General features: G+C 70.1%; 26 protein-coding genes. 22 read left to right on the top strand and 4 right to left on the bottom strand.

What is annotated here, in order from left to right:
* The first annotated feature begins 4 nt into the window (after positions 1–4).
* The 14 genes from OG494_RS33325 (at position 5) to OG494_RS33260 (ending at position 9,200) form a co-directional block, all read left to right on the top strand.
* Positions 5–664 carry a LysE family translocator gene (locus OG494_RS33325; RefSeq protein WP_328445503.1) on the top strand — a complete coding sequence of 220 codons (660 nt, stop codon included), beginning with the start codon at positions 5–7 and terminating at the stop codon, positions 662–664.
* Between the two features lie 284 nt (positions 665–948).
* Positions 949–2,256, top strand: coding sequence for a preprotein translocase subunit SecY (gene secY, locus OG494_RS33320; protein ID WP_328445501.1), 1,308 nt, complete (start codon positions 949–951; stop codon positions 2,254–2,256).
* Positions 2,253–2,807, top strand: a complete 555-nt coding sequence (locus OG494_RS33315; protein ID WP_328445500.1) for an adenylate kinase — start codon at positions 2,253–2,255, stop codon at positions 2,805–2,807. Before secY ends, OG494_RS33315 begins: the two co-directional genes overlap by 4 nt.
* Positions 2,808–2,851: 44 nt before the next feature.
* The gene (gene map, locus OG494_RS33310; RefSeq protein ID WP_328445499.1) at positions 2,852–3,628 is read left to right on the top strand and encodes a type I methionyl aminopeptidase; all 777 of its coding nucleotides are present in this window, start codon (positions 2,852–2,854) and stop codon (positions 3,626–3,628) included.
* Positions 3,629–3,892: 264 nt separating this feature from the next.
* On the top strand, positions 3,893–4,114 hold the full coding sequence (gene infA / locus OG494_RS33305; RefSeq protein ID WP_004558881.1) for a translation initiation factor IF-1: 222 nt from the start codon (positions 3,893–3,895) through the stop codon (positions 4,112–4,114).
* 96 nt (positions 4,115–4,210) lie between these two features.
* Positions 4,211–4,324 (top strand): 50S ribosomal protein L36, encoded by a 114-nt coding sequence (gene rpmJ / locus OG494_RS33300; protein WP_004558882.1) that lies wholly within the window; start codon positions 4,211–4,213, stop codon positions 4,322–4,324.
* Positions 4,325–4,529: 205 nt separating this feature from the next.
* A complete protein-coding gene (rpsM, locus tag OG494_RS33295; RefSeq protein ID WP_004558883.1) occupies positions 4,530–4,910 on the top strand; it encodes a 30S ribosomal protein S13 in 381 nt (126 codons plus the stop codon).
* Entirely contained in the window at positions 4,907–5,092 is a 186-nt protein-coding gene (locus OG494_RS33290) for a hypothetical protein (RefSeq protein ID WP_020643221.1), read from the top strand. Before rpsM ends, OG494_RS33290 begins: the two co-directional genes overlap by 4 nt.
* An 18-nt stretch (positions 5,093–5,110) precedes the next feature.
* A complete protein-coding gene (gene rpsK / locus OG494_RS33285) occupies positions 5,111–5,518 on the top strand; it encodes a 30S ribosomal protein S11 (protein WP_247060546.1) in 408 nt (135 codons plus the stop codon).
* A gap of 23 nt (positions 5,519–5,541) precedes the next feature.
* A complete protein-coding gene (gene rpsD, locus OG494_RS33280) occupies positions 5,542–6,147 on the top strand; it encodes a 30S ribosomal protein S4 (protein ID WP_328445490.1) in 606 nt (201 codons plus the stop codon).
* Between the two features lie 94 nt (positions 6,148–6,241).
* Positions 6,242–7,312 (top strand): DNA-directed RNA polymerase subunit alpha, encoded by a 1,071-nt coding sequence (locus tag OG494_RS33275; RefSeq protein WP_328445489.1) that lies wholly within the window; start codon positions 6,242–6,244, stop codon positions 7,310–7,312.
* Between the two features lie 44 nt (positions 7,313–7,356).
* Positions 7,357–8,034, top strand: a complete 678-nt coding sequence (gene rplQ / locus OG494_RS33270; RefSeq protein WP_442874313.1) for a 50S ribosomal protein L17, sunset domain variant — start codon at positions 7,357–7,359, stop codon at positions 8,032–8,034.
* 65 nt (positions 8,035–8,099) lie between these two features.
* Entirely contained in the window at positions 8,100–8,936 is an 837-nt protein-coding gene (gene truA / locus OG494_RS33265; RefSeq protein ID WP_328459100.1) for a tRNA pseudouridine(38-40) synthase TruA, read from the top strand.
* 81 nt (positions 8,937–9,017) lie between these two features.
* Positions 9,018–9,200 (top strand): hypothetical protein, encoded by a 183-nt coding sequence (locus tag OG494_RS33260; protein WP_328445487.1) that lies wholly within the window; start codon positions 9,018–9,020, stop codon positions 9,198–9,200.
* A 62-nt stretch (positions 9,201–9,262) separates the two neighbouring features.
* On the opposite strand, the gene OG494_RS33255 is transcribed toward OG494_RS33260, so the two are convergent.
* Positions 9,263–9,982: a hypothetical protein gene (locus OG494_RS33255; RefSeq protein WP_328445485.1), complete on the bottom strand. Its 720-nt coding sequence runs from the start codon at positions 9,980–9,982 to the stop codon at positions 9,263–9,265.
* On the bottom strand, positions 9,979–11,214 hold the full coding sequence (gene eccE, locus OG494_RS33250; protein WP_328445483.1) for a type VII secretion protein EccE: 1,236 nt from the start codon (positions 11,212–11,214) through the stop codon (positions 9,979–9,981). Before eccE ends, OG494_RS33255 begins: the two co-directional genes overlap by 4 nt.
* Before the next feature lie 597 nt (positions 11,215–11,811).
* Here eccE and eccB point away from each other — a divergent pair.
* From eccB to OG494_RS33235, 3 genes are all read left to right on the top strand, one after another.
* Positions 11,812–13,449, top strand: a complete 1,638-nt coding sequence (eccB, locus tag OG494_RS33245) for a type VII secretion protein EccB (RefSeq protein ID WP_328445481.1) — start codon at positions 11,812–11,814, stop codon at positions 13,447–13,449.
* Between the two features lie 64 nt (positions 13,450–13,513).
* Positions 13,514–13,831: a hypothetical protein gene (locus OG494_RS33240; protein ID WP_328445479.1), complete on the top strand. Its 318-nt coding sequence runs from the start codon at positions 13,514–13,516 to the stop codon at positions 13,829–13,831.
* On the top strand, positions 13,831–14,952 hold the full coding sequence (locus OG494_RS33235; RefSeq protein WP_328459099.1) for a WXG100 family type VII secretion target: 1,122 nt from the start codon (positions 13,831–13,833) through the stop codon (positions 14,950–14,952). Before OG494_RS33240 ends, OG494_RS33235 begins: the two co-directional genes overlap by 1 nt.
* A 9-nt stretch (positions 14,953–14,961) precedes the next feature.
* On the opposite strand, the gene OG494_RS33230 is transcribed toward OG494_RS33235, so the two are convergent.
* Entirely contained in the window at positions 14,962–16,581 is a 1,620-nt protein-coding gene (locus OG494_RS33230) for a S8 family serine peptidase (protein WP_328445477.1), read from the bottom strand.
* 20 nt (positions 16,582–16,601) lie between these two features.
* Positions 16,602–17,966, bottom strand: coding sequence for a type VII secretion integral membrane protein EccD (gene eccD, locus OG494_RS33225; protein WP_328445476.1), 1,365 nt, complete (start codon positions 17,964–17,966; stop codon positions 16,602–16,604).
* A 323-nt stretch (positions 17,967–18,289) separates the two neighbouring features.
* On the opposite strand from eccD, the gene eccCa reads away from it, so the two are divergent.
* From eccCa to OG494_RS33200, 5 genes are all read left to right on the top strand, one after another.
* A complete protein-coding gene (eccCa, locus tag OG494_RS33220) occupies positions 18,290–22,306 on the top strand; it encodes a type VII secretion protein EccCa (protein ID WP_328445474.1) in 4,017 nt (1,338 codons plus the stop codon).
* 115 nt (positions 22,307–22,421) lie between these two features.
* Entirely contained in the window at positions 22,422–24,449 is a 2,028-nt protein-coding gene (locus tag OG494_RS33215) for a type VII secretion-associated protein (RefSeq protein WP_328445472.1), read from the top strand.
* 14 nt (positions 24,450–24,463) lie between these two features.
* Complete coding sequence (locus OG494_RS33210; protein WP_328445470.1) at positions 24,464–24,829, top strand: hypothetical protein; 366 nt, start codon at positions 24,464–24,466, stop codon at positions 24,827–24,829.
* A 254-nt stretch (positions 24,830–25,083) separates the two neighbouring features.
* Positions 25,084–25,410 carry a WXG100 family type VII secretion target gene (locus OG494_RS33205; RefSeq protein WP_328445469.1) on the top strand — a complete coding sequence of 109 codons (327 nt, stop codon included), beginning with the start codon at positions 25,084–25,086 and terminating at the stop codon, positions 25,408–25,410.
* A 60-nt stretch (positions 25,411–25,470) separates the two neighbouring features.
* Positions 25,471–25,764, top strand: coding sequence for a WXG100 family type VII secretion target (locus tag OG494_RS33200; RefSeq protein ID WP_328445467.1), 294 nt, complete (start codon positions 25,471–25,473; stop codon positions 25,762–25,764).
* Positions 25,765–25,810: the final 46 nt, after the last annotated feature.

Here is a 25,810-nt window from a genome sequence, read left to right as displayed (position 1 = left end):
TACGGTGGGTCCGGAGGTGGTCGTCGTGTGGGTGCTGGTCTTCTTCGGCGCGTCTGTGCTCGTCGCCCTTACGCCAGGGGCGAACAACCTGCTCGGGCTGCACCACGGTATGACGCACGGTGTTCGCCGCGGGCTGGCCGGGCTGGTGGGCCGGTTGGCCGCGTTCACGCTGTTGATCACGGCCGTGGCGGCCGGGCTCGGGCAGCTGCTCGCCGCCTCCGAGACCGCGCTCTCGATCATCAAATGGGCCGGCGCGGCCTACCTGCTCTGGCTCGGGCTGCGGCTGCTCTGGTCCACGATCCGCCGCGGGACCGACGCCGACGTCGCCGCCGAGGACGTCGGACCGCCGGCCGTGCCGATGCCCGCGCGGCGGGTCGCGCGCAAGGAGTTCGGCGTCGCGATCGCGAACCCGAAGGCCATCCTCGTCTTCACCGCCTTCGTGCCGCAGTTCATCGACCCAGGTCACGGGCCTTTCCCGGCGCAGATCGCGGTGCTGGGCGGGGTGTACCTGCTGGCCGAGTTCCTGGCCGGCTCGGCCTACGTCGGCGCCGGCGCCGCGGTGAAGTCGATCAAGCTGTCGCTGCGGGCGCGGCGCAACGTGGACCGCGGCACCGGAGTGGTCCTGGTCGGGCTGGCCGGCGTCCTCGCGACGTCCAACGCCTGACCCGGAGGGGCCCGGATCCACCATGATCACGGGCCGGTGTGTCAAGGAATACAGCCAAGCCGCCGAAGTGGATCAACCCGCCGGAGCAACCTTGGTACGGAAAACCCACACGCACTGCGGACACGCCCTGTGAAGCTGTTAGAGTCGGCGACACGCTTCGGGACGAGTGTGCCCCGAAGCGTTCCTGGCTTGCGTGCCAGTAGTGCTGTGTTCCCGCCGGCCACCCGTGCCGGCCAAGCCGATCGTCGGTTAGGACAGCCGACGACGCCGAGGAGGTCCCCCGCGTGCTCAGCGCCTTCCGCTCGGCTCTCGCGACGCCGGATCTACGCAAGAAGATCCTGTTCACGCTAGCCATCGTCGCGGTCTACCGAATCGGTGCGACCATTCCGGCCCCCGGGATCTCGTACGGAGCCGTCCAGGCGTGCAGCTCCCAGGCGCAGCAGGAGGGCGTCTACCAGCTGCTGAACCTGTTCAGCGGTGGTGCGCTGCTGCAGCTGTCGCTCTTCTCGACCGGCATCATGCCGTACATCACGGCGAGCATCATCATCCAGCTGCTGACCGTCGTCATCCCTCGTTTCGAGGAGCTGAAGAAGGAAGGGCAGTCCGGCCAGGGCAAGCTGACCCAGTACACCCGGTACCTGACGGTCGCGCTGGCGATCCTGCAGGCCACCGGCGTGGTCGCGCTCGCGGACCGCAAGCAGCTCTTCCCGGACTGCGACTCGCCGATCATCCCGGACAACAGCGTCTACTCGCTGACGATCATCGTCATCACCATGACCGCGGGCACCGCCGTCATGATGTGGCTGGGCGAGCTGATCACCGAACGCGGCGTCGGCAACGGCATGTCCGTCCTGATCTTCCTGAACATCGCGGCGCGCATCCCGGTCGAGGGCGGCAACATCCTCAGCAACGGTGGTGGCATCGCGCTGACGATGATCTGCGTCTTCGGCCTGGTGATCATCGCCAGCGTCATCTTCGTCGAGCAGGGGCAGCGCCGGATCCCGGTGCAGTACGCCAAGCGCATGATCGGCCGCCGGATGTACGGCGGCACGTCGACCTACCTGCCGATCAAGGTGAACCAGGCCGGCGTCATCCCGGTCATCTTCGCGTCTTCCCTGCTGTACCTGCCGGACCTGATCAGCCGCCTCGTCGGCGACCAGAACAGCAACTCCGGCTGGCAGGTGTTCATCAAGAACTACATCGTGAACCAGTCCAGCTGGGTGCACATCGCGCTGTACTTCGCCCTGATCATCTTCTTCACGTACTTCTACATCACGATCACGTTCAACGTGGACGAGCGTGCGGATGAGATGAAGAAGTTCGGCGGGTTCATCCCGGGCATCCGCCCGGGCCGTCCGACCGCGGAGTACCTGAGCTACGTGCTCGGCCGGATCACCCTCCCGGGCTCGCTGTACCTGGGCATCATCGCGATCCTCCCGAACTTCTTCCTGTCGTTGACCGGTAGCGGGAACAACCAGAACTTCCCGTTCGGTGGCACAGCTGTGCTGATCATGGTCGGTGTCGGTCTCGACACCGTGAAGCAGATCGAAAGCCAGCTGATGCAGCGCAACTACGAAGGGTTCCTGAAGTGACGCGGCTGGTTCTCGTGGGTCCGCCCGGCGCGGGCAAAGGTACGCAGGCGGTGGCGCTGTCCGAGCAGTTGCGGATCCCGCACATCTCGACCGGCGACCTGTTCCGCGCCCACGTCGGCCAGGAGACCCCGCTCGGCCAGGAAGCCAAGCGCTACCTGGACTCGGGCGAGCTCGTGCCCGACTCGGTGACGAACGAAATGGTCCGCGAGCGGCTCGCGGAGCCGGACGCGAAGGCCGGCTTCCTGCTCGACGGCTTTCCCCGCAACACCAAGCAGGCCGAGGTCCTCGGCGAGATCCTGGGCGAGGCGGACGCTTCCCTCACCGCGGTGATCCAGCTGCAGGTGCCGGAGGACGTCGTCGTCGGCCGCCTGATGTCGCGGGGCCGCGCGGACGACACCGAGGACGTCATCCGCCGCCGGCAGCAGATCTACGTGTCGGACACCGCGCCGCTGCTCGAGTACTACGCGGACATCCTGGTGACCGTCGACGGCGTCGGCAGTGTCGAGGAGATCTCGGACCGCGTGCTGAAAGCGCTGCGCGACCGCACGTGAATCTCGGAGGATTGCGTGTACTGCAAGTGCTCCGGCGTGGGCGCATGATCGAGGTCAAGAGCCCGGGCGAGCTGCAGTCGATGCGGGCCGCGGGGCTCGTCGTCGCCCGTACGCTCGCGGCCGTCCGTGCCGCCGCGGTCCCGGGGGTCAGCACCGCCGAGCTCGACGAGCTCGCCGAGCAGACCATCCGGGACGCCGGCGCGGTGCCGTCGTTCAAGGGCTACCACGGGTTCCCGGCGTCGATCTGCGCGTCGGTGAACGAGCAGATCGTCCACGGCATCCCGGCGAAGACCCAGGTCCTCGCCGAGGGTGACCTGATCTCGGTCGACTGCGGCGCGATCCTCGACGGCTGGCACGGCGACTCCGCTGTCACGCTGGCCATCGGGGAGACCGCCGAGGCCGACCTGGCGCTGTCCGCGGCGACCGAAGCGGCGATGTGGGCCGGGATCGAGGCTGTCAGCGCCGGCGGCCGGCTCACCGACATCTCCTACGCCGTCCAGTCGGCCGCCGAACGCGCGGCCAAGGACGACGGCGTCGACTACGGGATGATCGTCGAGTACGGCGGCCACGGCATCGGCCGCCAGATGCACATGGACCCGTTCCTGCCGAACGTCGGCAAACCGGGCAAGGGCCCGCGGCTGAAGCCCGGCATGGCGCTGGCGATCGAGCCGATGCTCACCGGCGGCGGCGGGGAGACCCGCGAGCTGGACGACGGCTGGACCGTGGTTACGGCCGACGGCTCCCGCGCGGCCCACTGGGAGCACACGGTGGCGATCACCGAAGACGGCCCCTGGGTCCTCACCGCTCCGGAAGAAACCTGACCTGCACGTTCACCCGTCGGTGGTGATCATTGGCCGGTCGACCTGCGTGTCCTTCTAGCATGGTTACCCCCGGTTTGGGGGTCGCGACACGGGTTGCGTACACTGTCAAGTCGGCGCACTTATCGTGCCCGGATCCTGCGCGCTTGTGAATTCGCGATCATGGGACTCGGGCACCAGTGTGCCGCGCACCACCCAGCCCAGCACTAGTGCTCGAGTTGATCAGGTGTGGCGACAGGCAATGCCGACAAAGGAAATGCGGAGGACATGGCGAAGAAAGACGGGGCCATCGAGGTCGAAGGCCGCGTAGTCGAGCCGCTCCCCAACGCGATGTTCCGCGTCGAGTTGGAGAACGGTCACAAGGTCCTGGCACACATCAGCGGCAAGATGCGGCAGCACTACATCCGCATCCTGCCCGAGGACAGGGTTGTCGTGGAGCTCTCGCCCTACGACCTCTCTCGTGGTCGCATCGTCTACCGCTACAAGTGATCACGACGAGTCGCTTTCGGGGGTTCCGGGTGGCGGAGCCCCCGGCTCCGGGGCGAAGCCCCGGATGACAGAGCAGCTAACAGGAGAGCAGAAGACGTGAAGGTCCAGCCGAGCGTCAAGAAGATCTGCGACAAGTGCAAGGTGATCCGCCGTCACGGCCGGATCATGGTGATCTGCGAAAACCTGCGGCACAAGCAGCGGCAGGGCTGATCGCCCGCACTCGACCAGAGTGGATTGACGGCTACACAACCTCCCCGCACCTGCCGGGCCACGCGAGTGGCCCGGTTCACCCCCGGGCTTCAGGCCGGGGCTGGGACACCCGAAGCGCAAGCCGAGGGCACGACAGGCGAGTCGGTCCCGGAACCGGACGGGGAGCAGACCTGAAGATGAAATCTATGAAGGAGCATCAACGCCAATGGCACGACTCGCTGGCGTAGACCTCCCCCGCGAAAAGCGGTTGGAGATCGCGCTTACCTACATCTACGGCATCGGCCGTACCCGCTCGAAGCAGCTGATCAAGGCTGCCGAGCTCAACGCGGACACCCGTGTCAAAGACCTCAGCGATGACGACCTCGCGAAGCTGCGTACGTACATCGAAGAGAACTTCAAGGTCGAGGGTGACCTTCGCCGCGAGGTGAACGCCGACATCCGTCGGAAGATCGAGATCGGGTGCTACGAGGGCCTTCGCTGGCGTCGCGGACTGCCCGTCCGCGGTCAGCGCACGAAGACCAACGCCCGTACCCGCAAGGGTCCGAAGAAGACGGTCGCCGGCAAGAAGAAGGCTGGCAAGAAGTGAGCGTCCAGGGCAAGAAGGTCGTGCAGATGGGCGGCGCCCAGCGTCGCGGCTCGGCTTGTGTCTCGCCCAAGGCGCTCTACGCCCGCCCGATGGCGCTCCGCAACCTGTACACCGACGCCGGTTCGATCATCCGGCGCGGACAGGCCGAAGCGGTCGCCGCTCACCAAGAGAACGCGCGCTAACAGGAGAACCCTCAGAACATGCCACCGAAGTCTCGTACCGCGGCGGGGACCAAGAAGGTCCGCCGCAAGGAAAAGAAGAATGTCGCGCACGGCCACGCGCACATCAAGAGCACCTTCAACAACACCATCGTCTCGATCACGGACCCGACCGGTGCCGTGATCGCGTGGGCGTCGAGTGGTCACGTGGGCTTCAAGGGCTCGCGCAAGTCCACCCCGTTCGCCGCGCAGATGGCCGCCGAGAACGCTGCCCGCAAGGCTGCCGAGCACGGCATGAAGAAGGTCGACGTCTTCGTGAAGGGCCCGGGTTCGGGCCGCGAGACGGCGATCCGCTCGCTGCAGGCAGCCGGCCTCGAGGTCGGCACCATCCAGGACGTGACCCCGCAGCCTCACAACGGCTGCCGCCCGCCCAAGCGGCGCCGGGTCTGAGGAACGGGGAGGAGTAAGAAGAAATGGCTCGTTACACCGGCCCCGCGACGCGTATTTCGCGTCGCCTCAAGGTTGACCTCATCGGCGGCGACCAGGCTTTCGAGCGTCGCCCCTACCCGCCGGGCCAGCACGGCCGCGGGCGCATCAAGGAGTCCGAGTACCTCCTGCAGTCGCAGGAGAAGCAGAAGGCTCGCTACACCTACGGCGTTCTCGAGCGTCAGTTCGTCCGGTACTACAAGGAAGCCGTCCGGCGTCCCGGTAAGACCGGTGAGAACCTGCTGCAGATCCTCGAGTCCCGCCTGGACAACGTGATCTACCGCGCCGGCATCGCCCGCACCCGCCGTCAGGCGCGGCAGCTGGTGAGCCACGGTCACTTCGTGGTCAACGGCGTCAAGGTCAACGTCCCGTCGTACCAGGTCTCGAAGTGGGACATCATCGACGTGCGGCCGAAGTCGTTCGCGATGCTGCCCTTCGTCGTGGCGAAGGAGTCCTACGGCGACCGCCCGATCCCGGCGTGGCTGCAGGTCGTCCAGTCCAACCTCCGCGTGCTGGTCCACCAGCTGCCGGAGCGTGCGCAGATCGACGTTCCGGTTCAGGAACAGCTGATCGTCGAGCTCTACTCGAAGTAATCGAGTTACGGCGGTGGCGCCCTCCGGGGCGCCGCCGCCGCGCCATCCCTTCGACGTCATATGGCGGGCGTCGTCTGGAAAGGAATTAGGAAGAATGCTGATTTCCCAGCGGCCGGCTCTCGGCGAAGAGACGGTCAACGAGACCCGCTCCCGGTTCACCATCGAACCGCTGGAGCCCGGCTTCGGTTACACCCTCGGCAACTCGCTGCGGCGCACGCTGCTGTCGTCCATCCCGGGCGCGGCCGTGACGAGCATCCGCATCGACGGCGTGCTGCACGAGTTCACCACCGTTCCCGGGGTGAAGGAAGACGTCACCGACATCATCCTGAACCTCAAGGAGCTCGTGGTGTCCTCGGAAGAGGACGAGCCGGTCACCATGTACCTGCGCAAGCAGGGCCCCGGTGAGGTCACCGCCGCTGACATCGTGCCCCCGGCCGGCGTCACCGTGCACAACCCGGATCTGCACATCGCGTCGCTGAACGGCAAGGGCAAGCTCGAGATCGAGCTCGTCGTCGAGCGCGGCCGCGGTTACGTTCCGGCCCTGCAGAACAAGCAGGCGGGCGCGGAGATCGGCCGGATCCCGGTCGACTCGATCTACTCGCCGGTGCTGAAGGTGACCTACAAGGTCGAGGCCACCCGTGTCGAGCAGCGCACCGACTTCGACAAGCTGATCCTGGACGTCGAGAGCAAGCCGTCGATCACGCCGCGCGACGCGGTCGCGTCGGCCGGTAAGACGCTGACGGAGCTGTTCGGTCTCGCCCGCGAGCTGAACGTCGACGCCGAGGGCATCGAGATCGGCCCGTCGCCGCAGGAAGCGGACACCATCGCTGCCTACGCGATGCCGATCGAGGACCTGGACCTCACGGTCCGGTCGTACAACTGCCTCAAGCGCGAAGGCATCCACACGGTGGGCGAGCTGGTCTCGCGCTCCGAGGCGGACCTGCTCGACATCCGCAACTTCGGCGCCAAGTCGATCGACGAGGTCAAGCTCAAGCTCGTCGGCCTCGGCCTCGCGCTGAAGGACAGCCCGCCCGGGTTCGACCCGACCGCGGCGGCCGCCAGCTACGACGGTGAAGGCTGGTCGGAGGGTGTCGGTGGCATCGCCGACGGGATTTCGGACGGCCACGACGATGGCCAGGACTACGCAGAGACCGAGCAGCTCTAGGGCTCTGTGCCTGGACGCTGCGAGCTGAACTAGTAGGAGAACCAATGCCCACCCCTACCAAGGGAGCCCGGCTCGGCGGATCAGCCGCGCACGAGCGGCTGATCCTGGCCAACTTGGCCACGCAGCTGTTCGAGCACGGCAAGATCACGACGACCGAGGCGAAGGCGAAGCGGGTCCGTCCGCTGGCCGAGAAGCTGATCACGAAGGCGAAGCGGGGCGACCTGCACAACCGTCGTCAGGTGCAGCGCGTCGTCCGTGACAAGGACGTCGTCCACAAGCTGTTCGCCGAGATCGGTCCGCACTTCGCGGAGCGTCCCGGTGGTTACACCCGGATCACCAAGACGATGGCCCGCAAGGGCGACAACGCCAAGATGGCCGTCATCGAGCTGGTGAACGAGAAGACCGTGACGAGCGAGGCCGAGCGCGCGCGCAAGACCAAGTTCGCCAAGGACGAGAAGCCGGCAGTGGAAGCTGCGCCTGTCGAGGCCGCTGAGGAAGCCGCTTCGGAGGCTCCTTACGGTGAGGGCAGCCACGCGCCGCTCGAGGACGGGACGCAGCCCGAGGGCTTCCCGATCAAGGGCAACGACGAGTCGAAGTACTACCACACCGAGGAAAGCCCGTACTACGAGCAGACCAAGGCCGAGGTGTGGTTCGCCACCGCCGAGGCCGCGGAAGCCGCGGGCTTCTCGCTGCCGCCGTCGCAGCAGGACGACGAGTCCTGACGACGGAAGCCGTTCCGGACGAGCCCGCCATCCCCGCCGGGGACGGCGGGCTCGTTCGTCTGCGCCTGGACGTCTCCTACGACGGCACGGACTTCTCGGGCTGGGCCCGCCAGCCGGGCCGCCGCACGGTCCAGGGGGTGCTGGAGGAGGCCCTGCAGCGCCAGCCGCCGGGTGCCTCGGTGCCGAAGCCGGTCGTCGTGGCGGGCCGCACGGACGCCGGAGTGCACGCGTCCGGCCAGGTGGTGCACGTCGACGTCGTCCCGCTCGATCCCGCGTCTTCGGGCCGGGTCCCGGTCTCCGCCGAGGGCATCCCGGACCTGACCCGCATGGCCGGCCGCTGGAACCGTCTCCTGCCGGGCGACGTGCGGGTCCTGGGGGCCCGGCTCGCGGCGCCGGGTTTCGACGCGCGGTTCTCGGCGATCCGCCGCCACTACCGCTACCGCGTCTCGGACGCCCCGTGGGGCGTGGACCCGTTGCGCCGCAACGACACGCTGGCCTGGAACCGTCCACTGTCGACGGACGCGATGAACACCGCCGCGGCGTCGTTGCTGGGCCTGCAGGACTTCGCGGCGTACTGCAAGCAGCGCGACACGGGCACGACGATCCGCGAGCTGCAACGCCTGGTCTGGCGCCGGGTGGACGAGCACCTGCTGGAGGTCGAGGTCTCCGCGGACGCGTTCTGCCACTCGATGGTCCGCAGCCTGGTCGGAGCGTTGCTGCTGGTGGGCGACGGCCGCCGCGGACGTCACTGGCCAGGCGAGGTCCTGGCGAGCGGCGTCCGCGACAGCGCGGTGGCCCCGGCCCACGGCCTGACCCTCACCGCGGTCGACTACCCGCCGGACACCGAACTCGCCGCACGAGCCGAGCAGACGCGCAACGTCCGCACTTCGCCGCAGATCTGAGCTGCTCCTGCCGGACTCGCATCGAGCCCGGTTCAAGAAGTGAGGAGATCCCTCCTTCACTTCGAGAGGAGTAGCCAGCTCATGAACGAAGAGTTTTTGCGGCTCTTGCCCAGCGTTCGGTTGACCGAGGCGGAAGTCAGCGAGGCATTCGCGGAAGTCAAATCCGAAGATTGCGTCGGCCGAAGCGATGCGGTCGCGGCTCTCGAGCAGCGGTTGCGAGCCACGCGTGCGCCGTTCTGGCCGCCGATCCCCGGGCTCTCTTGAACAACGAAAGCGGGTGGCTCCCGAGGGAACCACCCGCTTTCGCTTGTCAGGAGCGGGGAACTTCAGTCGCCGCGGCGGACGGGGCCCAGCAGTTGCTGCTCCTTGCCCGTCGTCACCAGGCGCAGCGGGCGCCACAGGTTGCGGCCCAGGGCCACCACCTGGTCGTCCTTCAACGTCGTCAGCTGGCGCATCATCTGCGGCGGCAGGCGCCAGATGCGGGCCGCCAGCTCGGCCTGGCCCGCCGGGAGGCGCTGCATCAGGACCAGGTCCGCCGCGTTCGCCGTCGCGCCCGCCTGGGGGTGCAGGTACGGCAGGACGTAGATCGTCGTCTGCCACGGTGACCTCGGCGGAAACAGGTCCTGCGGGGTCGGGCCGCCGTCGGTGACCACCAGCAGCGGGGCGTCCTCCGACGGGCGGGGCAGCTCGATCGGGGACAGCCGGCGGATCTGGACCAGCGGGGACGGCCGGCCGTCGCGGCTGCCGGCCGCGCGGGAGAGCACCTGCCACTCGGTCGGTCGGCCGGTGGCCACCACGACCCACGCGCCGACCGCCATCGCGCGCATCGCCACCTGGCGGGCCAGGTACAGCCCGCCCACCAGCACGATGCGGGTCGGCGTCGAGCGCAGCGCCGAGATCGTCAGCGGCTCGCCCTTGAGGCCCGAGCCGAGCACGATGCCGCCGCGGTCGCCCGAGGGGCTGATCGCGTCGAGCATCGCGGGGTCCACCGTGAACTCCGGCGCCACACCGGTGTTCTGCCCGGCGTCGCGGAGACGGGACGTCATGCTGTGCCTCCGATCGGCAACGTCGCGGCGAGCGCGGAGACCTGCAGCCCCCGCAGCGGCGTCAGATCCACGCCCAGCCGCTCGGACAGGCCGTGCAGCCGCTGGTCGGCGGCGTCGAGCTCACGCGGGTTGCGCGCGCTCAGCCGAACCACGCCGCGCAGGCCGATCTTGCCCTCGTCCGAGGCCGGCGAGATGGACATCGCGACCGACGCCGAAAGCGCACGGACGCTCGTCAGCGCGTTCAGGCTGCCGGTGATCTTGCCCTTCGGCCAGCCGGTGATCGCGTAGCTCGCGTGGCCGATGCCGGCCGCGGTCACGCCGGACCACCGCTCCTGCAACGTCACCTTGTCCGGCGAACCGGCGACCGACGTCAGCTCCGCGGCGGAGATGCTCGAGCGCAGCAGCTCGTCCGGGTCGAGCGGCCGGGTCGGCACTCCCTGGGACTCCAGGGCGTTGCGCACGCGGGAAAGCGCGCCGATCAGCGCGCGGTGGGCGCCGACGACGCCGCCGCCGCGCTCCCGGATCGCCGCCGGGCAGCGCTTCGGGTCCAGCCGGATCGCGACCCACGTGGTCCGCCGCGCCGCCGCGGGCAGCGGGCCGAGCACCTCCATGTAGGAGCTCAGCGCCGGCGAGTCCGACGGCAGCGCCGCGCTGCCCGGGTAGCAGTGCCAGATCATCTGGATGGAGTCGAGGACCACCCCGCGGTCCTCCAGGCACGGGGCGAGCGCCGCGAGCGGCAGGCTCGGCGCGTCACCGGCCTGGGTGATCATCGCCGGGGTGGGCTCGACGAGCAGCACGGCCGTCCAGGTGCCGTCGTGCCACGCGAGCCCGACCTGCTGGCGCTCGTGGTCGACGCCGTGCGCGACGACGAGGTCCGGGACGGCGATGCGGAGCAGGTTCACGCGGGCGTCGTCCGCGCCGGTGACCGCGGTCTCCTCGGCGGCCATCGCCTCGACGGTGCTCGGCGGCAGCGGCTCGGCGACGCGGTCGTGGGACCGGAAGGAGTACCGCATTGTCAGGCCGACCCATTGGGTGAACCAGCGGCCGCGCCAGCGCAGCAGCGCGACGATCAACGCGAACGCGAGGATGCCGATCCCCAGGTACTTCAACGACATGTCGATGGCGAGCAGCACCAGCCCGACCGCGAGGCCGACCTCGAGCACGACGAGGTTCGCCACGGGGAGCGGGCCGAGGTTCACGCCCGAAGAACGGCGCCGCGCCGGCGGGGCCATCCGGGTCGCGCCGGCCGGGGGAGTGGGCGCGCCGCCGGAGTCACCGGAACCGGGCCCCTGCGGGCCGCCGGGACCACCGGGTCCGCCAGGGCCGCCGGGACCTCCCGGTCCGCCAGGACCGCCGGGTCCACCCGGGCCGCCGGGACCGGGACGACCCGGTCCGCCGGGGCCACCAGGGCCGGGACCGGGGCCGCCGGGGCCACGAGGGGGTCCGCCGGGGCCGCCACCCGGCCCCTGAGGGCCACCAGGACCACCGGGTCCGCCAGGGCCGCCACCGGGTCCGCCCGGCACACCGCCAGGGCCGCCCGGCACGCCGCCGGGGCCGCCGGGAAGGACGTTGGGGCCGGTCGGTCTGCCCGGGCGCGGCGGCGGGCCCGGCTGACGGCCGGGCGGCGGGGGCCCGGGTGGGCCAGGCGGACGTGGAGGGTTGGTGACGGACATCCGCGCTTTCTCTTCCCCTCGTGCTTGCTGCGTACCCGGAAGCCGGGTCCCGGGGAGTCCGACACTAGCTTGGGTTGGTAGAAACCCCACACCAGACGGTCCCCGTACGGCTATCCTGCGGAACCGTACCGCGACGGGGAGAGCTGTAGGTCGAGAATGCCATCAACACCCACGACTAAGTCTCAGGTTCAGGCGTACAAGTTCGTCCTGCGCCGGATGCAGTCGGCACTGGTCCGGCGCGACGCCGTGATGTTGCACGACCCGATGCGCACCCACACGAGGGCCACGATCGTCGGTGTTGTGCTCGGCGCTCTCGGCGCCATCGTGTTCGTCGTCTGGGGGCTGCTCAGCCCGGCGCCGTCGGTGCCCGAGTCCGGCGGCATCGTGATCGGTGAGCAGTCCGGCACGGTCTACGTCGTGATGGGGAACCCGAAGACGCTCGTCCCGACCTTCAACCTCGCGTCCGCGCGGCTTCTTCTGCTCGCGCAGCAGAAGCAGTCGTCCGGGGCGGCCGGTGGCAACACCGCCGCGGCACCGGCGGCGCCCGCGGCGCCGGCCGCTGTGAAGAATCCCACGGTCGTTTCGGATGAACAGCTGAAGAACATCCCGCGCGGAAAACTGACCGGAATTCCCGACGGCCCGCAACTGATTCCGGGGGATTCGCAGCGGACTTCCGCGAATTGGGCCGTCTGCGACCAGGTTCAGCTCGATCCTTCGCTGCCGCAGCCCGACAGCGTGAACAAGACCAACACCTACGTCTTCGGCGGAATCGCGCCGAGCGCCCTCGGCACCGAGCTGGGCGAGAAGGACGCGCTGCTCGCCGCGGCGGACAACGGCAAGACCTACCTGATCTACCGCCTGCCGAGCACGCAGAACCGCCCGAACGCCAACACCGTCCGCGCCGAGATCGACACCAGCGACTCGCACAACGCCGTCTCGACGGCCCTGCAGCTGAACCAGAAACCGCGGAAGATCACGCAGGGGCTGCTGAACGCCATCCCCGAGGTCGCGCGCCTGACCCCGCCGGTGATCGCGGACGGCAACGCGCCGGCCGACTTCGACGGCCTGACCGCGGGCGACGTCTTCTCCACGCAGCCGACCGGGGCCCAGCCGCAGTACTGGGCCATCACCACGGGCGGTATCCAGCAGGTGTCGAACGCGGTCGCCGACGTCATCCGCGTCGCGAAGCACGGCAGCGCGAGCAGGATCCAGGTCCTCGGCCTCGACAAGCTGTCCGGCGTCCGCGTCCTGCAGCCCACCGACCCGGACTACATCAAGGTCGACGACTTCCCGCGCACGGTCCCGACGATCCTCGACGCGACGAAGAACTCGGCGGTCTCGTGCCTCGGCTGGTCGGTGGTCGGCGACGGCAACAACCGCGACGCCCACACCTCGGTCTACATCGACACGCAGCTGCCGGGCCAGAACAGCCACGGCGACAAGTTCAGCACCATCAAGGTCACCACGCCCGGCCCGAACCGCGTGCCGGTCAACGGGTTCTACCTGCAGCCCGGGTTCGGCGCGGTCGTCCAGTCCGCCACCGGCCAGGCGAGCTTCGGCAAGGGTTCGATCCAGCTGATCTCCGACCGCGGCATCCGCTACAGCGTCCCGGACGCCGCGACCGCGGACGCGATCGGCCTGAACAACCGGCAGCCGGCGCCGGAGTCGATCATCGGCCTGCTGCCGACCGGTGCTTCCCTCAACACGCAGGACGTCCTGCGGGAGTTCGACTCCGTGCCGATCGACCCGAACGCCGGCTCGTTCCCGACGCCCGGCCCGCAGCCCGGCAGCTGAGCGGAACCATCGGGCTTCTCTGCGCGTCACACGCTCGGATGGTCTTCTCGCGAGCGGAGGTGCCGTGGCCGGCTTGAGGATGGACGGCGTGGTCGTCGCCGAGTACGCCAAGACGGCCGAGGAGGCCGCTGCCGAGCTGGATTCGGCGGCGGCCGACGTCGGCGGCGAAGGCGTCTCCGACGAGTCCTACGGCGCTCTGGGGGCGCGGATCGGCCTCGGTGCGTCGTACGGCCGCGCGGCCGGGGCGTTGCGGCAGCAGCTGGCCGACGGCGCCGAGGCGCTGCGGTCGGCCGCGGACGCCCTGCGGCACGTCACGGTCCGCCACAGCGGGCAGGACGCCGAGGCCGCGGAGCTGATCAAGCGTGCCGGGAGGCTCGAATGATGTTCGCCGAACCGGAAGCGTCCACCGCTTCCATCCCGCACCCCCTGGCCAAGCGGACCGCCGCCGTACCGGCGGCTCCCGCCGTCACCTTCGGGCCGGCCGCGGAAGGCGACGAGATCGCCGCGACGGCCGAGCCGTACCTGTCGTACCTCACGGACCTTTCGGGACAGCTGGGGCTGATCGACCCCGTCGAGACGTACTTCCGCCCGCTGATCGGCCGCTGGGGCGACCTCGGCGCCGAAGCCGGCCGGCTGCGTCAGGCGGCCGCCGCGGCGGCCGCGGTGTCCGCACGGCTCGACGACCAGCTCGGCCGGCTGGACGGCGGCTGGGAAGGTCGTGACGCGGACGCGTTCGTCGCGTACATCCGCGAGATCGGCGCGGCGGGCGGCGACCTCCAGGAGGCGCTCACCGTCCTCGCCGGCGCCCTCGACGACCTGGTGACGACCTTGCGCCACGTCGTCGTCGACCTCGTCGAAGTCCTGGTGGACGCGGCGGAACTGGTGTCGGAGTCGATGACCCTCCCGAGCGGCGGCACCCGGCGGGCGCGGACGCAGCTGCGGGAGACGCAGGACTCGGCGAAGGCGCTGTACGAGACCGCGCGCGACGTCCTGGAGGCGTTCGACCGGCTGTGCGAGGGCGTCGACGACCCCGACGTGACCACCCGGAGTGTCGAGATCAACCACCGGTACCCGCAGGACCGGTTCCGGTTGCAGGACACGGAATCCGGCGCGGCGGCTGCTTCTTCGACGGCTTCTTCGACGGCTTCGACGGGCTCGGACCCGGCTTCGGACCCGGGTTCCGGCGAAGTCATGACGGCGGCCGCGGCGGAAGAGGGCAAGCACACCGACTCCGGTCAGCCCGCGGACGCGGCCACCCAGCAGGCGCCGGTCGCGCCGCCGGTGGAAAGCACCGCGGACCACAGCGCGTCGGGCATGCCGATGATGCCGATGATGGGCATCGGCGGCTTCGGTGGTGGCGGCCAGGCCCGCCGTCCGTCGAAGAACCGGCCGATGATCAAGTCGTCGGAACTGCTCGGCGAGCCGGACCTGGTCGCCCCGCCGGTGATCGGCGAAGACGAGACGGCGCCGAAGCCCAAGCCTCCGGCGCCGCCCGCGAAGTAGCGCCCGCGGTCAGCGGGCCGAGCCCGTGGTCTCCGGGCGGTTGCGGCGGATCGTGCGCATCACGAACAGCGTGATCAGCAGGGCCACCAGGCCGCCGCCGGTGCCGGCCAGGGCCACGATCATCGGGGTCGAGCTGCGGTCGTCGGCCGGGGGCAGCTGGGCCATCTGCGGTCCGGGGTCCGAGGCCACGACCCCGACCTCCGACGGCAGGCTCTGCGTCAGGGCCGCCACCGGGTCGATCACGCCGGCGCCGACGAAGGTGTCGCGCCCGCCCGGGGCGGCCGGGTGCTGGGCGGTTTCCTTGATCCGGTTGACGACCTGCTTGGCGTCCAGGTTGGGGTACTTCGCCCGGACCAGGGCCGCGAGGCCTGCGACATAGGGCGCCGCGAAACTCGTGCCTTGGATTTCGCTGGCCTTGTCGCCGCTTTCGAACGTCAGGTTCGCCAGTCCCGCCGAACCCTCGGCGGGGTCCAGCGAGATGATCTGCGTCCCGGGGGCCGCGACGCCCACCCACGGGCCGTGCACGCTGAACGGCGCCACGCTGCCCGTGCTGTCGATCGCCCCCACGGAGAGCACGTCATCGGCGAACCACGGCGGTGTGACGATCGTCTTCGGCTTCCGCGAGTCCGGCTGGTCGTTCTGCGGGCAGGTGTCCGTCGCGTTGCCCGCGGCGGCGATGACGACGATGTTCTGCGACGCCGCGAAGTGCACGGCTGCCTGGACCTGCTGCTCGCCTTCGGTGATCGACCCCGTCGCGGTGCGGCAGTTGTCGACCGACATGTTGATGACACTGGCTTCGCGCCGCTGGGCGATGCCGTGGATGATCTCGGCCAGCGTCTTGAGCGTGCCCGCGGTGCCGGCCTTCTCCAGCTGGCGGCCGCTGTTGGTCTGCCCGGGCGAGGTCTCGTCGCCCTCACTGCCGCCGCCACCGCCGCTCGGGGGCAGCGAGCTTTCGGAGCCGGCCGGCGGGTTCGTGCTCGACGACGGGGTGCCGCTGCTGCTGGCCGGCGGCGACGACGACGAGGGGGGAGTCGTGTCGGGCTCGTAGTTCTCGCTCAGCTGGCGGTAGGACACGATCGTCGAGTCCGGGGCGACACCGACGAACCCGACCTCCGGGTCGTCCGGCTTGCCCGCGATGATCCCGGCGACCTCCGTGCCGTGCCCGTCGCAGTCCTCGAGGCCCGGCGCGGCGTTCTTCGGCGTCGAGACGTATTCGCCGCCCGACACCAGCCGGTCCTTGAGCCACGGGTGGGGGGTCACGCCGGTGTCGATCACCGCGACCCTGATCCCGCCTCCGGCACTGCCGGTGGCCGCCTTGACGATGTCCTGCGCCTTGGCGATCTGCAGGTACTCCTGGCCCCAGGGCCGGTTCTTGAGCACGATGTTCTGGCCGAGGACAGCGCGCTGGACGCAGCCCTTCGACTGCTTGTACGTCTTGTCCGGCTTGCGCTCGTCCGGGATCAGCTTGCTGTCGTCCACCGGCGGCGGGGTCGCGTAGTAGCCGTCCGCCGGGGCCGTCTGCGCCCACACCGGCAGCGCGACGCTCAGCGGCGCGAGTACGCCGATGGTGCCCGCCAGCAACGCCGTGGTCGTTCGCCGGGTCGCGCCGAAGCGGCGTCCTACTGCCATCCGAGGTTCACCTGATCCGGTCACTTGAAGTTCAGGTGCCGCAGGGTGGTGTAGAGGTCCATCACACCCAGGGCGAGCGGGAGCACCGACGCGATGCAGAGCGCCTCGATGATCTCCACCGTGCGCCGCAGCGGCGGGGAGAAGCGCTGGTTCGGGAAGATCACGCCGACCACGAGCGCGCCCGCGGCCAGCAGGATCAGCACCCCGAAGACGATGAGCAGGCGGTTCTGCGGGCTCGACGTCGTCAGCCAGCCGATCGCGATGCCGGTCGCCGAGACCATGCCCGTGGTGAGCAGGGCGATGGCCTGGCTGCCGTTCGCGTAGGCGCGGGCGCGCAGCAGCAGCACGAGCGTCGCGACGACACCGAGGATGATGCCGAAGACGCCGGGCGCGGAGGAGGCGATGACCGCGGCCACCGCGACCGTGGCGCCGCAGCCGATCATCAGGCCGGTCATGTAGTTGTGCGCGATCGCCGTGCGGCGCTCGATCGCCCGGTAGTCGGGGAAGCCGGAGTCTTCCTTGAGCTCCTCCGCGCTGCCCGGGACGTGCGGCAGCGGCAGCTTCGCGAGCCAGATCGTGGCGCGCGGCAGGATCGAGATGCAGGCGAGGGCGACGGCGATGGTGCCCGCCGCGATGCCGGCCGCCGGGTGCGCGATGAGCGTGCCGAACAGGAACGCCAGCGCCCCGAAGGTGCCCGCGGTCGCTGCGGCGATGAACGTCGTGATGCCGGCGCCGATGACCATGATGCAGACGGAGGCGACGATGATCACGAGGACCGCGCCGAGCAGCAGGTTCGCCCGCAGGGACAGCCCCGGCACGATGTAGAAGCCGCTGACGAAGGCCAGCGGCAGGCCGCCCGCCGCGGCGACGAGCACGCCGGTCGACTCGGCCTGGTAGGCCTTCGCGAGTGTCGCGCCGATCGCGACGCACGCGATCGCGCCGATGCCGCCGGCGATGGCCGCGCCGAGCGCGCTGCCGCCGTAGAACGACCCGCTGAAGAACAGCGCGACGGCCGCGACGACCAGCGCCAGCCCGCCCGCGACGTGCCCGAAGCGGTGGGCGGTTTCCTTGGTCCACGGCCGGAAGCTGTCGGGGGAGGATTCGGCGATCGCGTCGACGACGTCGTCGTACAGCGGCGGCGGCGGGTTTTCGTTGCGCTTGCGCAGCTGCAACAGCTCGCCGTCGACGATGCCGAGCGAGGCGAGCGTGCGGCTGGGGTCGAGCGGGGCGTCGCCGAGCTTCGCCAGCGCCCAGCCGCCGTGGCGGGCACCGCCGTCGGGCGACGCCTCCTTGGCCATGTCGAGCAGCATCGGGAGGAGATCGGCCACCGCGACGTCGGCGGGCAGCGCCACGTCGATCCGGGTGGAGGGCGCCACCACCGTCACCCTGCTGAAAACTGTCGTGCCCGTAGCCACTGAACTGCCCCCGCTCGGTTGGTACTGCTCCCGGGGAACTTATACCGGACCCGGGTGCCGACATCATCGAACGTCCGAAATTCACTGCCCGCCGCAGGTCAGGACGCGCACCGCGGGATCACTGTCGGTCGTGGGCCGTACACTCGCCGGACGAGGGCAGGGACGCCCGACGTGGGTCACCGAGGCGGTTGCGGCATCCGCCGGAATTCCTCCGCGACGTTCGATAGGTTGTTCCGCGCACCTTGCGCACTAAACGGTGGCCGCCATCGTCGAGTTTGAAGAGGGGTCCTTCGATGAGCACGCTGCAGTTCAAGAAGTCGCCGCGGCTGGCGGCACCGCGCCCGCCGGGTGGTGAGGTGCACCTCGAGCCGCCGCCCGAGGTCCCCCGCGTCATCCCCGGCAACATCGTCATGAAGGCGCTGCCGATCGTGATGATCGTCGCGTCGCTCGGGATGATGGTCTTCATGTTCCAGGCCAGCAACCGGAACCCGATGATGATGGCCATGGGCGGCATGATGGTCGTCGGCACGCTCGGGATGATGGCCGGCGGTGGCGGCAAGGGCGGTGGCGCCAAGCGCGCCGAGATGGACGAGGACCGCAAGGACTACCTCCGTTACCTGGGCCAGATGCGCGATCGCGCCCGCGAGGCGATGGTCGACCAGCGGGCCGCGCTCGAGTGGGTGCACCCGGACCCGCAGTCCCTCTGGTCGCTGGCGGCCAGCCGCCGGATGTGGGAACGCCGCCAGAACGACCAGGACTTCCTGCACCTGCGCGTCGGGCGCAGCTCGCACCGCCTCGCGACGCGGCTGGTCCCGCCGCAGACCGGGCCGGTCGACGAGCTGGAGCCGATCGCCACCCTCGCGCTGCGCCGGTTCGTGCGCGCGCACTCGATCGTGCCGGACCTGCCCACCCAGATCACGTTGCGCGGGTTCGCCGCGGTGAGCATGCAGGGCGACCGGGCGCTGACCCGCGGCCTGACCCGCGCGATGCTCGCGCAGATGGTCACCTTCCACAGCCCCGACGACGTGCTTATCGCGGTCGCCACCGCCGGTCGCGCGAAGGAGGAGTGGGAGTGGGCGAAGTGGCTGCCGCACGCCCAGCACCCGACGATGTCGGACGGCATCGGCCAGCTCCGCATGATGGCCGGCTCGCTGGCCCAGATCGAGAACTGGCTCGACGAGGAACTGCGTGACCGCCAGCGGTTCTCCCGCAACGCCACGCCGGCGCCGGACCAGCCGCACGTCGTGATCATCGTCGACGACGCCGAGGTGACCCGCGAAGAGCAGATCATCCTCGAGGAGGGCCTGGTCGGCGTCACGCTGATCGACCTGTCCGACTCGATCGGCAACCTCGCCGCCCGCCGTGGCCTCCGGCTGGTCGTGGAGGCCGACAGGCTCGGTGCGCGCAGCGCCGGCGGCGTCGAGTGGTTCGGCCGCCCGGACACCCTCAGCGTCGTCGAGACGGAGTCGCTCGCGCGGCTCATCTCGCCGTACCGCGTCGGTGGCGCGGCCGGCCAGGACGTCAGCGACGAAGAGCCGCTGCTGTCCAACCCGTCGCTGCTGGAGCTGCTCGGCATCCCGGGCGACCCGATGACCTTCGACGTCCAGCAGGCGTGGCGGCCCCGCCCGATCCGCGACCGCTACCGCGTCCCGTTCGGGGTCGGTGAATACGGCCAGCCGGTCGAGCTCGACATCAAGGAAGCCGCGGCCGAAGGGATGGGCCCGCACGGCCTGTGCATCGGCGCGACCGGTTCCGGCAAGTCGGAGTTCCTCCGCACGCTGGTGCTGGGCATGCTGGCCACGCACTCGTCGAGCACGCTCAACTTCGTCCTCGTCGACTTCAAGGGTGGCGCGACCTTCCTCGGCCTGGACAAGGCGCCGCACGTCTCCGCGGTCATCACCAACCTCGCGGACGAGGTCACGCTGGTCGACCGCATGAAGGACGCGCTGGCCGGCGAGATGAACCGCCGGCAGGAAGCGCTGAAGAACGGCGGTAACTTCAAGAACGTCTGGGAGTACGAGAAAGCCCGTGAGAACGGCGCCGACCTCGACCCGCTGCCCGCGCTGTTCATCGTCTGCGACGAGTTCTCCGAGCTGCTGGCGGCGAAGCCGGACTTCATCGACCTGTTCGTCGCGATCGGCCGGCTGGGCCGGTCGCTGCAGATGCACATGCTGCTCGCCTCGCAGCGCCTGGAAGAGGGCAAGCTGCGGGGCCTGGACTCGCACCTGTCCTACCGGATCGGCCTGAAGACGTTCTCCGCGGCGGAGTCCCGCGCCGCGATCGGCGTGCCGGACGCGTTCGAGCTGCCGTCGGTCCCCGGTGGCGGGTACCTCAAGTTCGACACGTCCACGCTGGTGCGGTTCAAGGCGTCCTACGTCTCGGGCCCGTACCGCCCGGCCGGCATCCAGGCCGCGGGCCCGGCGGCGACGGTCGTGCGCGCGGACAAGCGCCCGCAGCTGTTCGTCCCGGACTTCGTCGAACTGCCGAAGGAGCCGGAACCGGAGCTGCTCGACGCGGCGCCGAAGGTCGAAGAGCGGCAGCAGCCCGAGGAGGCGGTCGAGCCCAGCGAGCTGGACGTCATCGTCTCGCGGCTGATCGGGCAGGGCCCGCCGGCGCACGAGGTGTGGCTGCCGCCGCTGAAGGACCCGAACTCGCTCGACACGCTGCTGCCGAACCTGAACCCGACCGACGACCGCGGGCTGTCCCCGGTCGGCTTCTTCGGCAACAGCCGGCTGCAGGTGCCGCTGGGCATCGTCGACCGGCCGTACGAGCAGCGCCGTGACCCGCTCTGGGCGGACTTCTCCGGTGCGGCCGGCCACGGCGTGATCGTCGGCGGCCCGCAGTCGGGCAAGTCGACGATGCTCCGCACCCTGATCATGTCGATGGCGCTGACCCACACGCCGGAAGAGGCGCAGTTCTACTGCCTCGACCTCGGTGGTGGCACCCTGGCCGGGCTGGCCGACCTGCCGCACGTCGGCGGGGTGGCCGTGGCCCGGCGCGAGCCGGACAAGGCCCGCCGGATCGTGGCCGAGCTGACCACCCTGCTCGTCGAGCGGGAAGGCCGGTTCGGGGCGATGGGCATCGACTCGATGACCGAGTTCCGCAACCGCAAGCGCCGCGGCGAGATCCGGCCCGACCAGGACCCGTTCGGCGACGCGTTCCTCATCGTCGACGGCTGGCGGGCCCTGCGTGACGACTTCGAAGAGCTCGAGACCACGATCACCCGGATCGCGACCCAGGGTCTGTCCTACGGCGTGCACGTCGTCATCGCCGCCAACCGCTGGGCGGACATCCGCCCGGCGATCAAGGACATGATCGGCACCCGGTTCGAGCTGCGCCTCGGTGACCCGACCGAGTCGGACATCGACCGCCGGGTCGCGGTCAACATCCCCACCGGGCGGCCGGGCCGCGGCCTGACGCGGGAGAAGCTGCACCTGCTCGGCGGCCTGCCGCGGATCGACGGGTCGAGTGACCCGGAGACCATCGCCTCCGGCGTGGCCGACGCGGTGGCGAAGATCAAGGCGGCCTGGCGCGGCCGGGTGGCCCCGCAGGTCCGCCTGCTGCCGGAGATGATCACCTACGACGAGGTGCTGAAGCTCGACACGGCCCGCGAGTCGAAGCTGATCCCGATCGGGGTCAACGAAGAGGACCTGCAGCCGATCTACCTGGACTTCAACGCCGAGCCGCACTTCTACGCGTTCGCGGACGGCGAGTCGGGCAAGACGAACCTGCTGCGGCAGATCGCCCGGGGCATCTCCGAGCGGTTCACCTCGAAGGAAGCGCTGATCCTGCTGGTCGACTACCGGCGCACGATGCTCGGTTTCGTCCAGGGCGACTCGCTGCTGGGGTACGCGGTGTCGGCGGCGCAGCTGGAGAGCATGGTCAACGACGTCTTCAACTCGATGACGCGCCGCCTGCCGGGGCCGGACGTCACGCAGGAGCAGCTGAAGACGCGGTCGTGGTGGAAGGGCCCGGAGCTGTTCATCCTGGTCGACGACTACGACCTGGTGGCCACCTCGACCAACAACCCGCTGCGGAAGATCTCCGACTTCCTGCCCCAGGCCAAGGACGTCGGCCTGCACCTGGTGGTCGTGCGGCGCACCGGTGGTGCGAGCAAGGCGATGTACGACCCGATCATCGGCAAGCTCAAGGAGATCGCGGCGCCGGGCATGGTGATGAACGGTTCGCGGGACGAAGGCGCGCTCGTTGGCAACATCAAGGCCAGCTCGATGCCGCCGGGTCGCGGCAACATGCTGACCCGCAAGGCCGGCAAGCAGCTCATCCAGGTCTCGTGGATCCAGCCGGACTGAGTACGGCGGCGGGGCGCGCCTTCGGCGACGGGGTAGGTTTCCTCCCCGAGGGTGCGCCCCGCCGGCGTGATCGCGGTGGCGCGGGGGATCGCGGCGAATAGTGCGGGAGCTTCGGGTGACAGTGCGGGTTGCGGTGGACTTCGGGACATCGAGTACCTGTGTCGTCGCCTCGGTGAACGGGCGCGATCCGCAGGTCGTGGTGATCGACGGCCAGCCGCTGATGTCCTCGGCGGTGTACGCGGCGGCCGACGGCACGCTGTTCGTCGGCCAGGAGGCCGAGCGGCAGGCGGCGGTCGACCCGTCGCGCTACGAACCGAACCCCAAGCGCCGGATCGACGAGGGCGAGCTGCTGCTCGGTGACAGCGTCCTGCGGGTCACCGACGTCGTGCACGCCGTGCTCGGCCGCGCGGTCGCCGAAGCGCGCCGGCTGGCCGGTGACGCCGAGGTCGACCTGCTCGTGCTGACCCACCCCGCGGACTGGGGCGCCATCCGCACCCGGCTGCTGCGGCAGGCGGCCGGTGGGCTGGCGCGCGAGGTCGCGCTGGTGCCGGAGCCGGTCGCGGCGGCGGTCTACCACGCCGCGACGTTCGCACCGCAGGACGTGACCAACGACCGCACCGTGGAGTTCAGCGGCCGTCCCGGTGACGCGCTGGCGGTGCTGGACCTCGGCGGCGGCACGGTCGACGTCAGCGTCGTGCGCCGCCTCCCGCCGGACAACGCCCGGGATCGCGCCGGCCGCCCGCAGCGCGGCGGCTTCCAGGTCCTCGCCACTCGCGGCGACCCCGCCTTCGGCGGCGCGGACATCGACCAGGCCCTGCTGGAGCACGTCGGCGAGCTCGTGGCGGGTGGGGAGCAGGACGCCTGGCGCCAGCTGGTCGAGGGCCGCGAGCTCGTCGACCGGCGACGCCGTCGTGTCCTGCGCCAGGACGTGCGCGGCGCGAAGGAGACGCTGTCGCGGCACGCCTACACCGACGTCCCGATGCCGCCGCCGTTCGCCGACGCGCACGTCACCCGCGAGGACCTCGAGCGGCTGATCGCGGCGCCGCTGGGCCGCGCGGTGGAACTGACCGTCGCGTCGATCGGCGACGCCGGCCTGCGGCCGAAGCAGCTCACCGCGATCTTCCTGGTCGGCGGGTCGAGCCGGATCCCGATGATCTCCCGGCTGGTGCACGAGCGCACCGGCGTCGTGCCGACGAGCCTCGACCAGCCCGAGACGGTGGTCGCGCGCGGCGCGCTGCGCGCGGTGCTGGTCGACCCGGACCGCACCGGTGCTCTCCCCGGCGAGGCGATGGCCCGGATGGGCGCCGTCCCGGGCGGCGCGCTGAACCCGGCGGCGCAGCGCACGGAGGTCGTCCGCCCCGGCGACGTCGCCCCGCGCCCGGCTCCGCCCCGCTCCACGCCGGCGCAGTTCACCCCGCCGAACGCGAACCGGCCCGGACCGCCGCCCTCACCGCCCCACGGCCAGCCGGCGGCCCGCCCGTGGACTCCGGCGGCCGGGCAGCCCGCGCTGAGCGGTCCTGGCGGCCCTCCGGGGCCTCGCCCCGGCGGCGCGTCCGCAGCCCCGCCGTCGCCCGAGCCGCCCGCGAAGAACCGCAAGAAGCTGTGGGGCGTCGTGGCCGTCGCGGTGGTCGTCGTGGCCGCGCTCGTCGTCGGCGGGGTGCTCCTCTTCACGCGTGACAGCACCCAGGCCGAGACCGGCCGGACGCTCTCGCAGTACGACTTCAAGTTCGTCTCGCCGAACGACTGGGTCCAGACCGACGACCGGGTCGCCGAGCGCCAGGTCGTCATCCACCCGCAGGAGTCGGCGGACGGCAACGACCTGCTCGTCGCGCAGGAGTACGTCATGGACTACGACGCGACGGCGGATCCGCAGAAGCTCGCGGACGAGCTCCGCAAGAGCGCGGAGAACGATTCGCAGCAGCAGTACAGCGCGTACGACCCGAACCTGTCGTACGCGGGCCGGACGGTGATCTTCTACCACCAGGTCAAGCCGGACCGCCCCGACATCCAGGTCGACTGGTACGTCGTGGCGAAGGGCCGGATCCGGGTCCACGTCGGCTGTCAGTACGTGAAGCCCGAGCTGCGCGACCGGGTCGCCGCCGCGTGCACGCAGGCCGTGCGCACGGTGGAAATCCTCAACTGAGAGGAGGGCACGCGGTGCCGTCCGAGGAATTCGAAAGCGCCGCGGCGTCCTTCAAGCGGATCGGTCAGGACGCGGTGACGCACGCCCGGCGCGTCTCCGGGACCGCGAAGGCGCGCAATCAGCGGCACCACAGCGAAAACGTCGAATTGCTGAAGCGAACGGGCCGCGGGGCGAAGTCCGGCGATCCGACGCCCGGCACGCTGCGCGCGGCCGCCGAACGGTTCCGCCGCGCCCGCGGGCTGACCGTTCCCGAGGTCCCGGACACCCCCGTTGTTCCCGATTCGGTTCCTTCGCGTTCGCAATCTGCCGCCCGTGCCCCTCGAACGAGTGACGACGACGAAGACTTTTCCCAGATGCGAATCATGAAACGCGACGGGTGAGTTCGGCCCGGTGCTCGCTGTGCGTGTGCTAACCCCGCTGGTGGAGAACACATTTCCGGGTGAGGTGTCGCCGGATCGGAGTGATCCGGGGATACCGGCCGCGATCGGTTCCCGCGAAGAGCGTTCACGCAAGCAACTACTTGCCGGCAAAGCACGACAAGGGGGAACCGGACATGGCAGGGTCTGCGTCGTAGGTCCGAACAAACGCACAAGACTTGTTACGGACAACCACCACTCTTGAAGGGGGTACCGGTATGAGCGCCGGAGCCGGATTCCAAGGAACAGTCGCACAGTTCACCGACGCTGAGGGCAAGGTCACCGAGGTCCGCGCGGGCATGGACGCCAACCTGTCCACGCTGCGCGACCGCATCGAGGCCACCCGCGCCGGCTGGCAGGGCGACGCGCAGAAGGCGTTCGACCACGTCATGCTGCGCTTCGACGACGACGCCCGCCAGATGAACCAGGCCCTCCAGAAGATCGCGGACCTGCTCCGCGAGGCCGGTTCGAAGTACGAGAAGTCCGAGCAGCAGCAGCAGGAGATCCTCGGCGCCGTCAACCGCGGCTTCGACGCGCTGGGCTGATCTTCACCTTCGTCTTTCTTTTCATTCACCCGAAATTCTTGAGTACAGAAGGAGCACATCATGCCTGATGGCGCCGGAATTGTCGTCAATTATGCCACCATCCGCGCGGCCGCGGACGACTGCCAGCAGACCGGTGGCGAGCTGCAGCAGGCGTTCGACCGCCTCAAGGACGACCTCAAGCCGCTGATCACCACCTGGACCGGTTCCGCCAAGGAGCAGTACGACCAGGCCCAGCGCACCTGGGACCAGAAGTTCGAGGACCTCAAGCAGGTTCTGGCGCAGATCGCCGCCGCCCTGCCGCAGATCGCCGACGGTTACCAGCAGACGGACAGCGCTGTCGAAGGCCTGTTCTGAGCCGCTAGCCCCGGGAACCACGGCGGGCCCGCACTTCGGTGCGGGG

The sequence above is a fragment of the Amycolatopsis sp. NBC_00438 genome (genome assembly GCF_036026695.1).
Lineage (GTDB): Bacteria > Actinomycetota > Actinomycetes > Mycobacteriales > Pseudonocardiaceae > Amycolatopsis.
This window is presented reverse-complemented; position numbering and strand designations above follow the sequence as displayed.

Bases quoted from the DNA above. Each gene is read 5' to 3' on its own strand.
- map (WP_328445499.1), top strand. From the start codon at position 2,852: ATGATCGAGGTCAAGAGCCCGGGCGAGCTGCAGTCGATGCGGGCCGCG.
- infA (WP_004558881.1), top strand. From the start codon at position 3,893: ATGGCGAAGAAAGACGGGGCCATCGAGGTCGAAGGCCGCGTAGTCGAG.
- rpsM (WP_004558883.1), top strand. From the start codon at position 4,530: ATGGCACGACTCGCTGGCGTAGACCTCCCCCGCGAAAAGCGGTTGGAG.
- rpsK (WP_247060546.1), top strand. From the start codon at position 5,111: ATGCCACCGAAGTCTCGTACCGCGGCGGGGACCAAGAAGGTCCGCCGC.
- rpsD (WP_328445490.1), top strand. From the start codon at position 5,542: ATGGCTCGTTACACCGGCCCCGCGACGCGTATTTCGCGTCGCCTCAAG.
- OG494_RS33275 (WP_328445489.1), top strand. From the start codon at position 6,242: ATGCTGATTTCCCAGCGGCCGGCTCTCGGCGAAGAGACGGTCAACGAG.
- rplQ (WP_442874313.1), top strand. From the start codon at position 7,357: ATGCCCACCCCTACCAAGGGAGCCCGGCTCGGCGGATCAGCCGCGCAC.
- OG494_RS33260 (WP_328445487.1), top strand. From the start codon at position 9,018: ATGAACGAAGAGTTTTTGCGGCTCTTGCCCAGCGTTCGGTTGACCGAG.
- OG494_RS33255 (WP_328445485.1), bottom strand. From the start codon at position 9,982: ATGACGTCCCGTCTCCGCGACGCCGGGCAGAACACCGGTGTGGCGCCG.
- eccE (WP_328445483.1), bottom strand. From the start codon at position 11,214: ATGGCCCCGCCGGCGCGGCGCCGTTCTTCGGGCGTGAACCTCGGCCCG.
- eccB (WP_328445481.1), top strand. From the start codon at position 11,812: ATGCCATCAACACCCACGACTAAGTCTCAGGTTCAGGCGTACAAGTTC.
- OG494_RS33235 (WP_328459099.1), top strand. From the start codon at position 13,831: ATGTTCGCCGAACCGGAAGCGTCCACCGCTTCCATCCCGCACCCCCTG.
- OG494_RS33230 (WP_328445477.1), bottom strand. From the start codon at position 16,581: ATGGCAGTAGGACGCCGCTTCGGCGCGACCCGGCGAACGACCACGGCG.
- eccCa (WP_328445474.1), top strand. From the start codon at position 18,290: ATGAGCACGCTGCAGTTCAAGAAGTCGCCGCGGCTGGCGGCACCGCGC.
- OG494_RS33205 (WP_328445469.1), top strand. From the start codon at position 25,084: ATGAGCGCCGGAGCCGGATTCCAAGGAACAGTCGCACAGTTCACCGAC.
- OG494_RS33200 (WP_328445467.1), top strand. From the start codon at position 25,471: ATGCCTGATGGCGCCGGAATTGTCGTCAATTATGCCACCATCCGCGCG.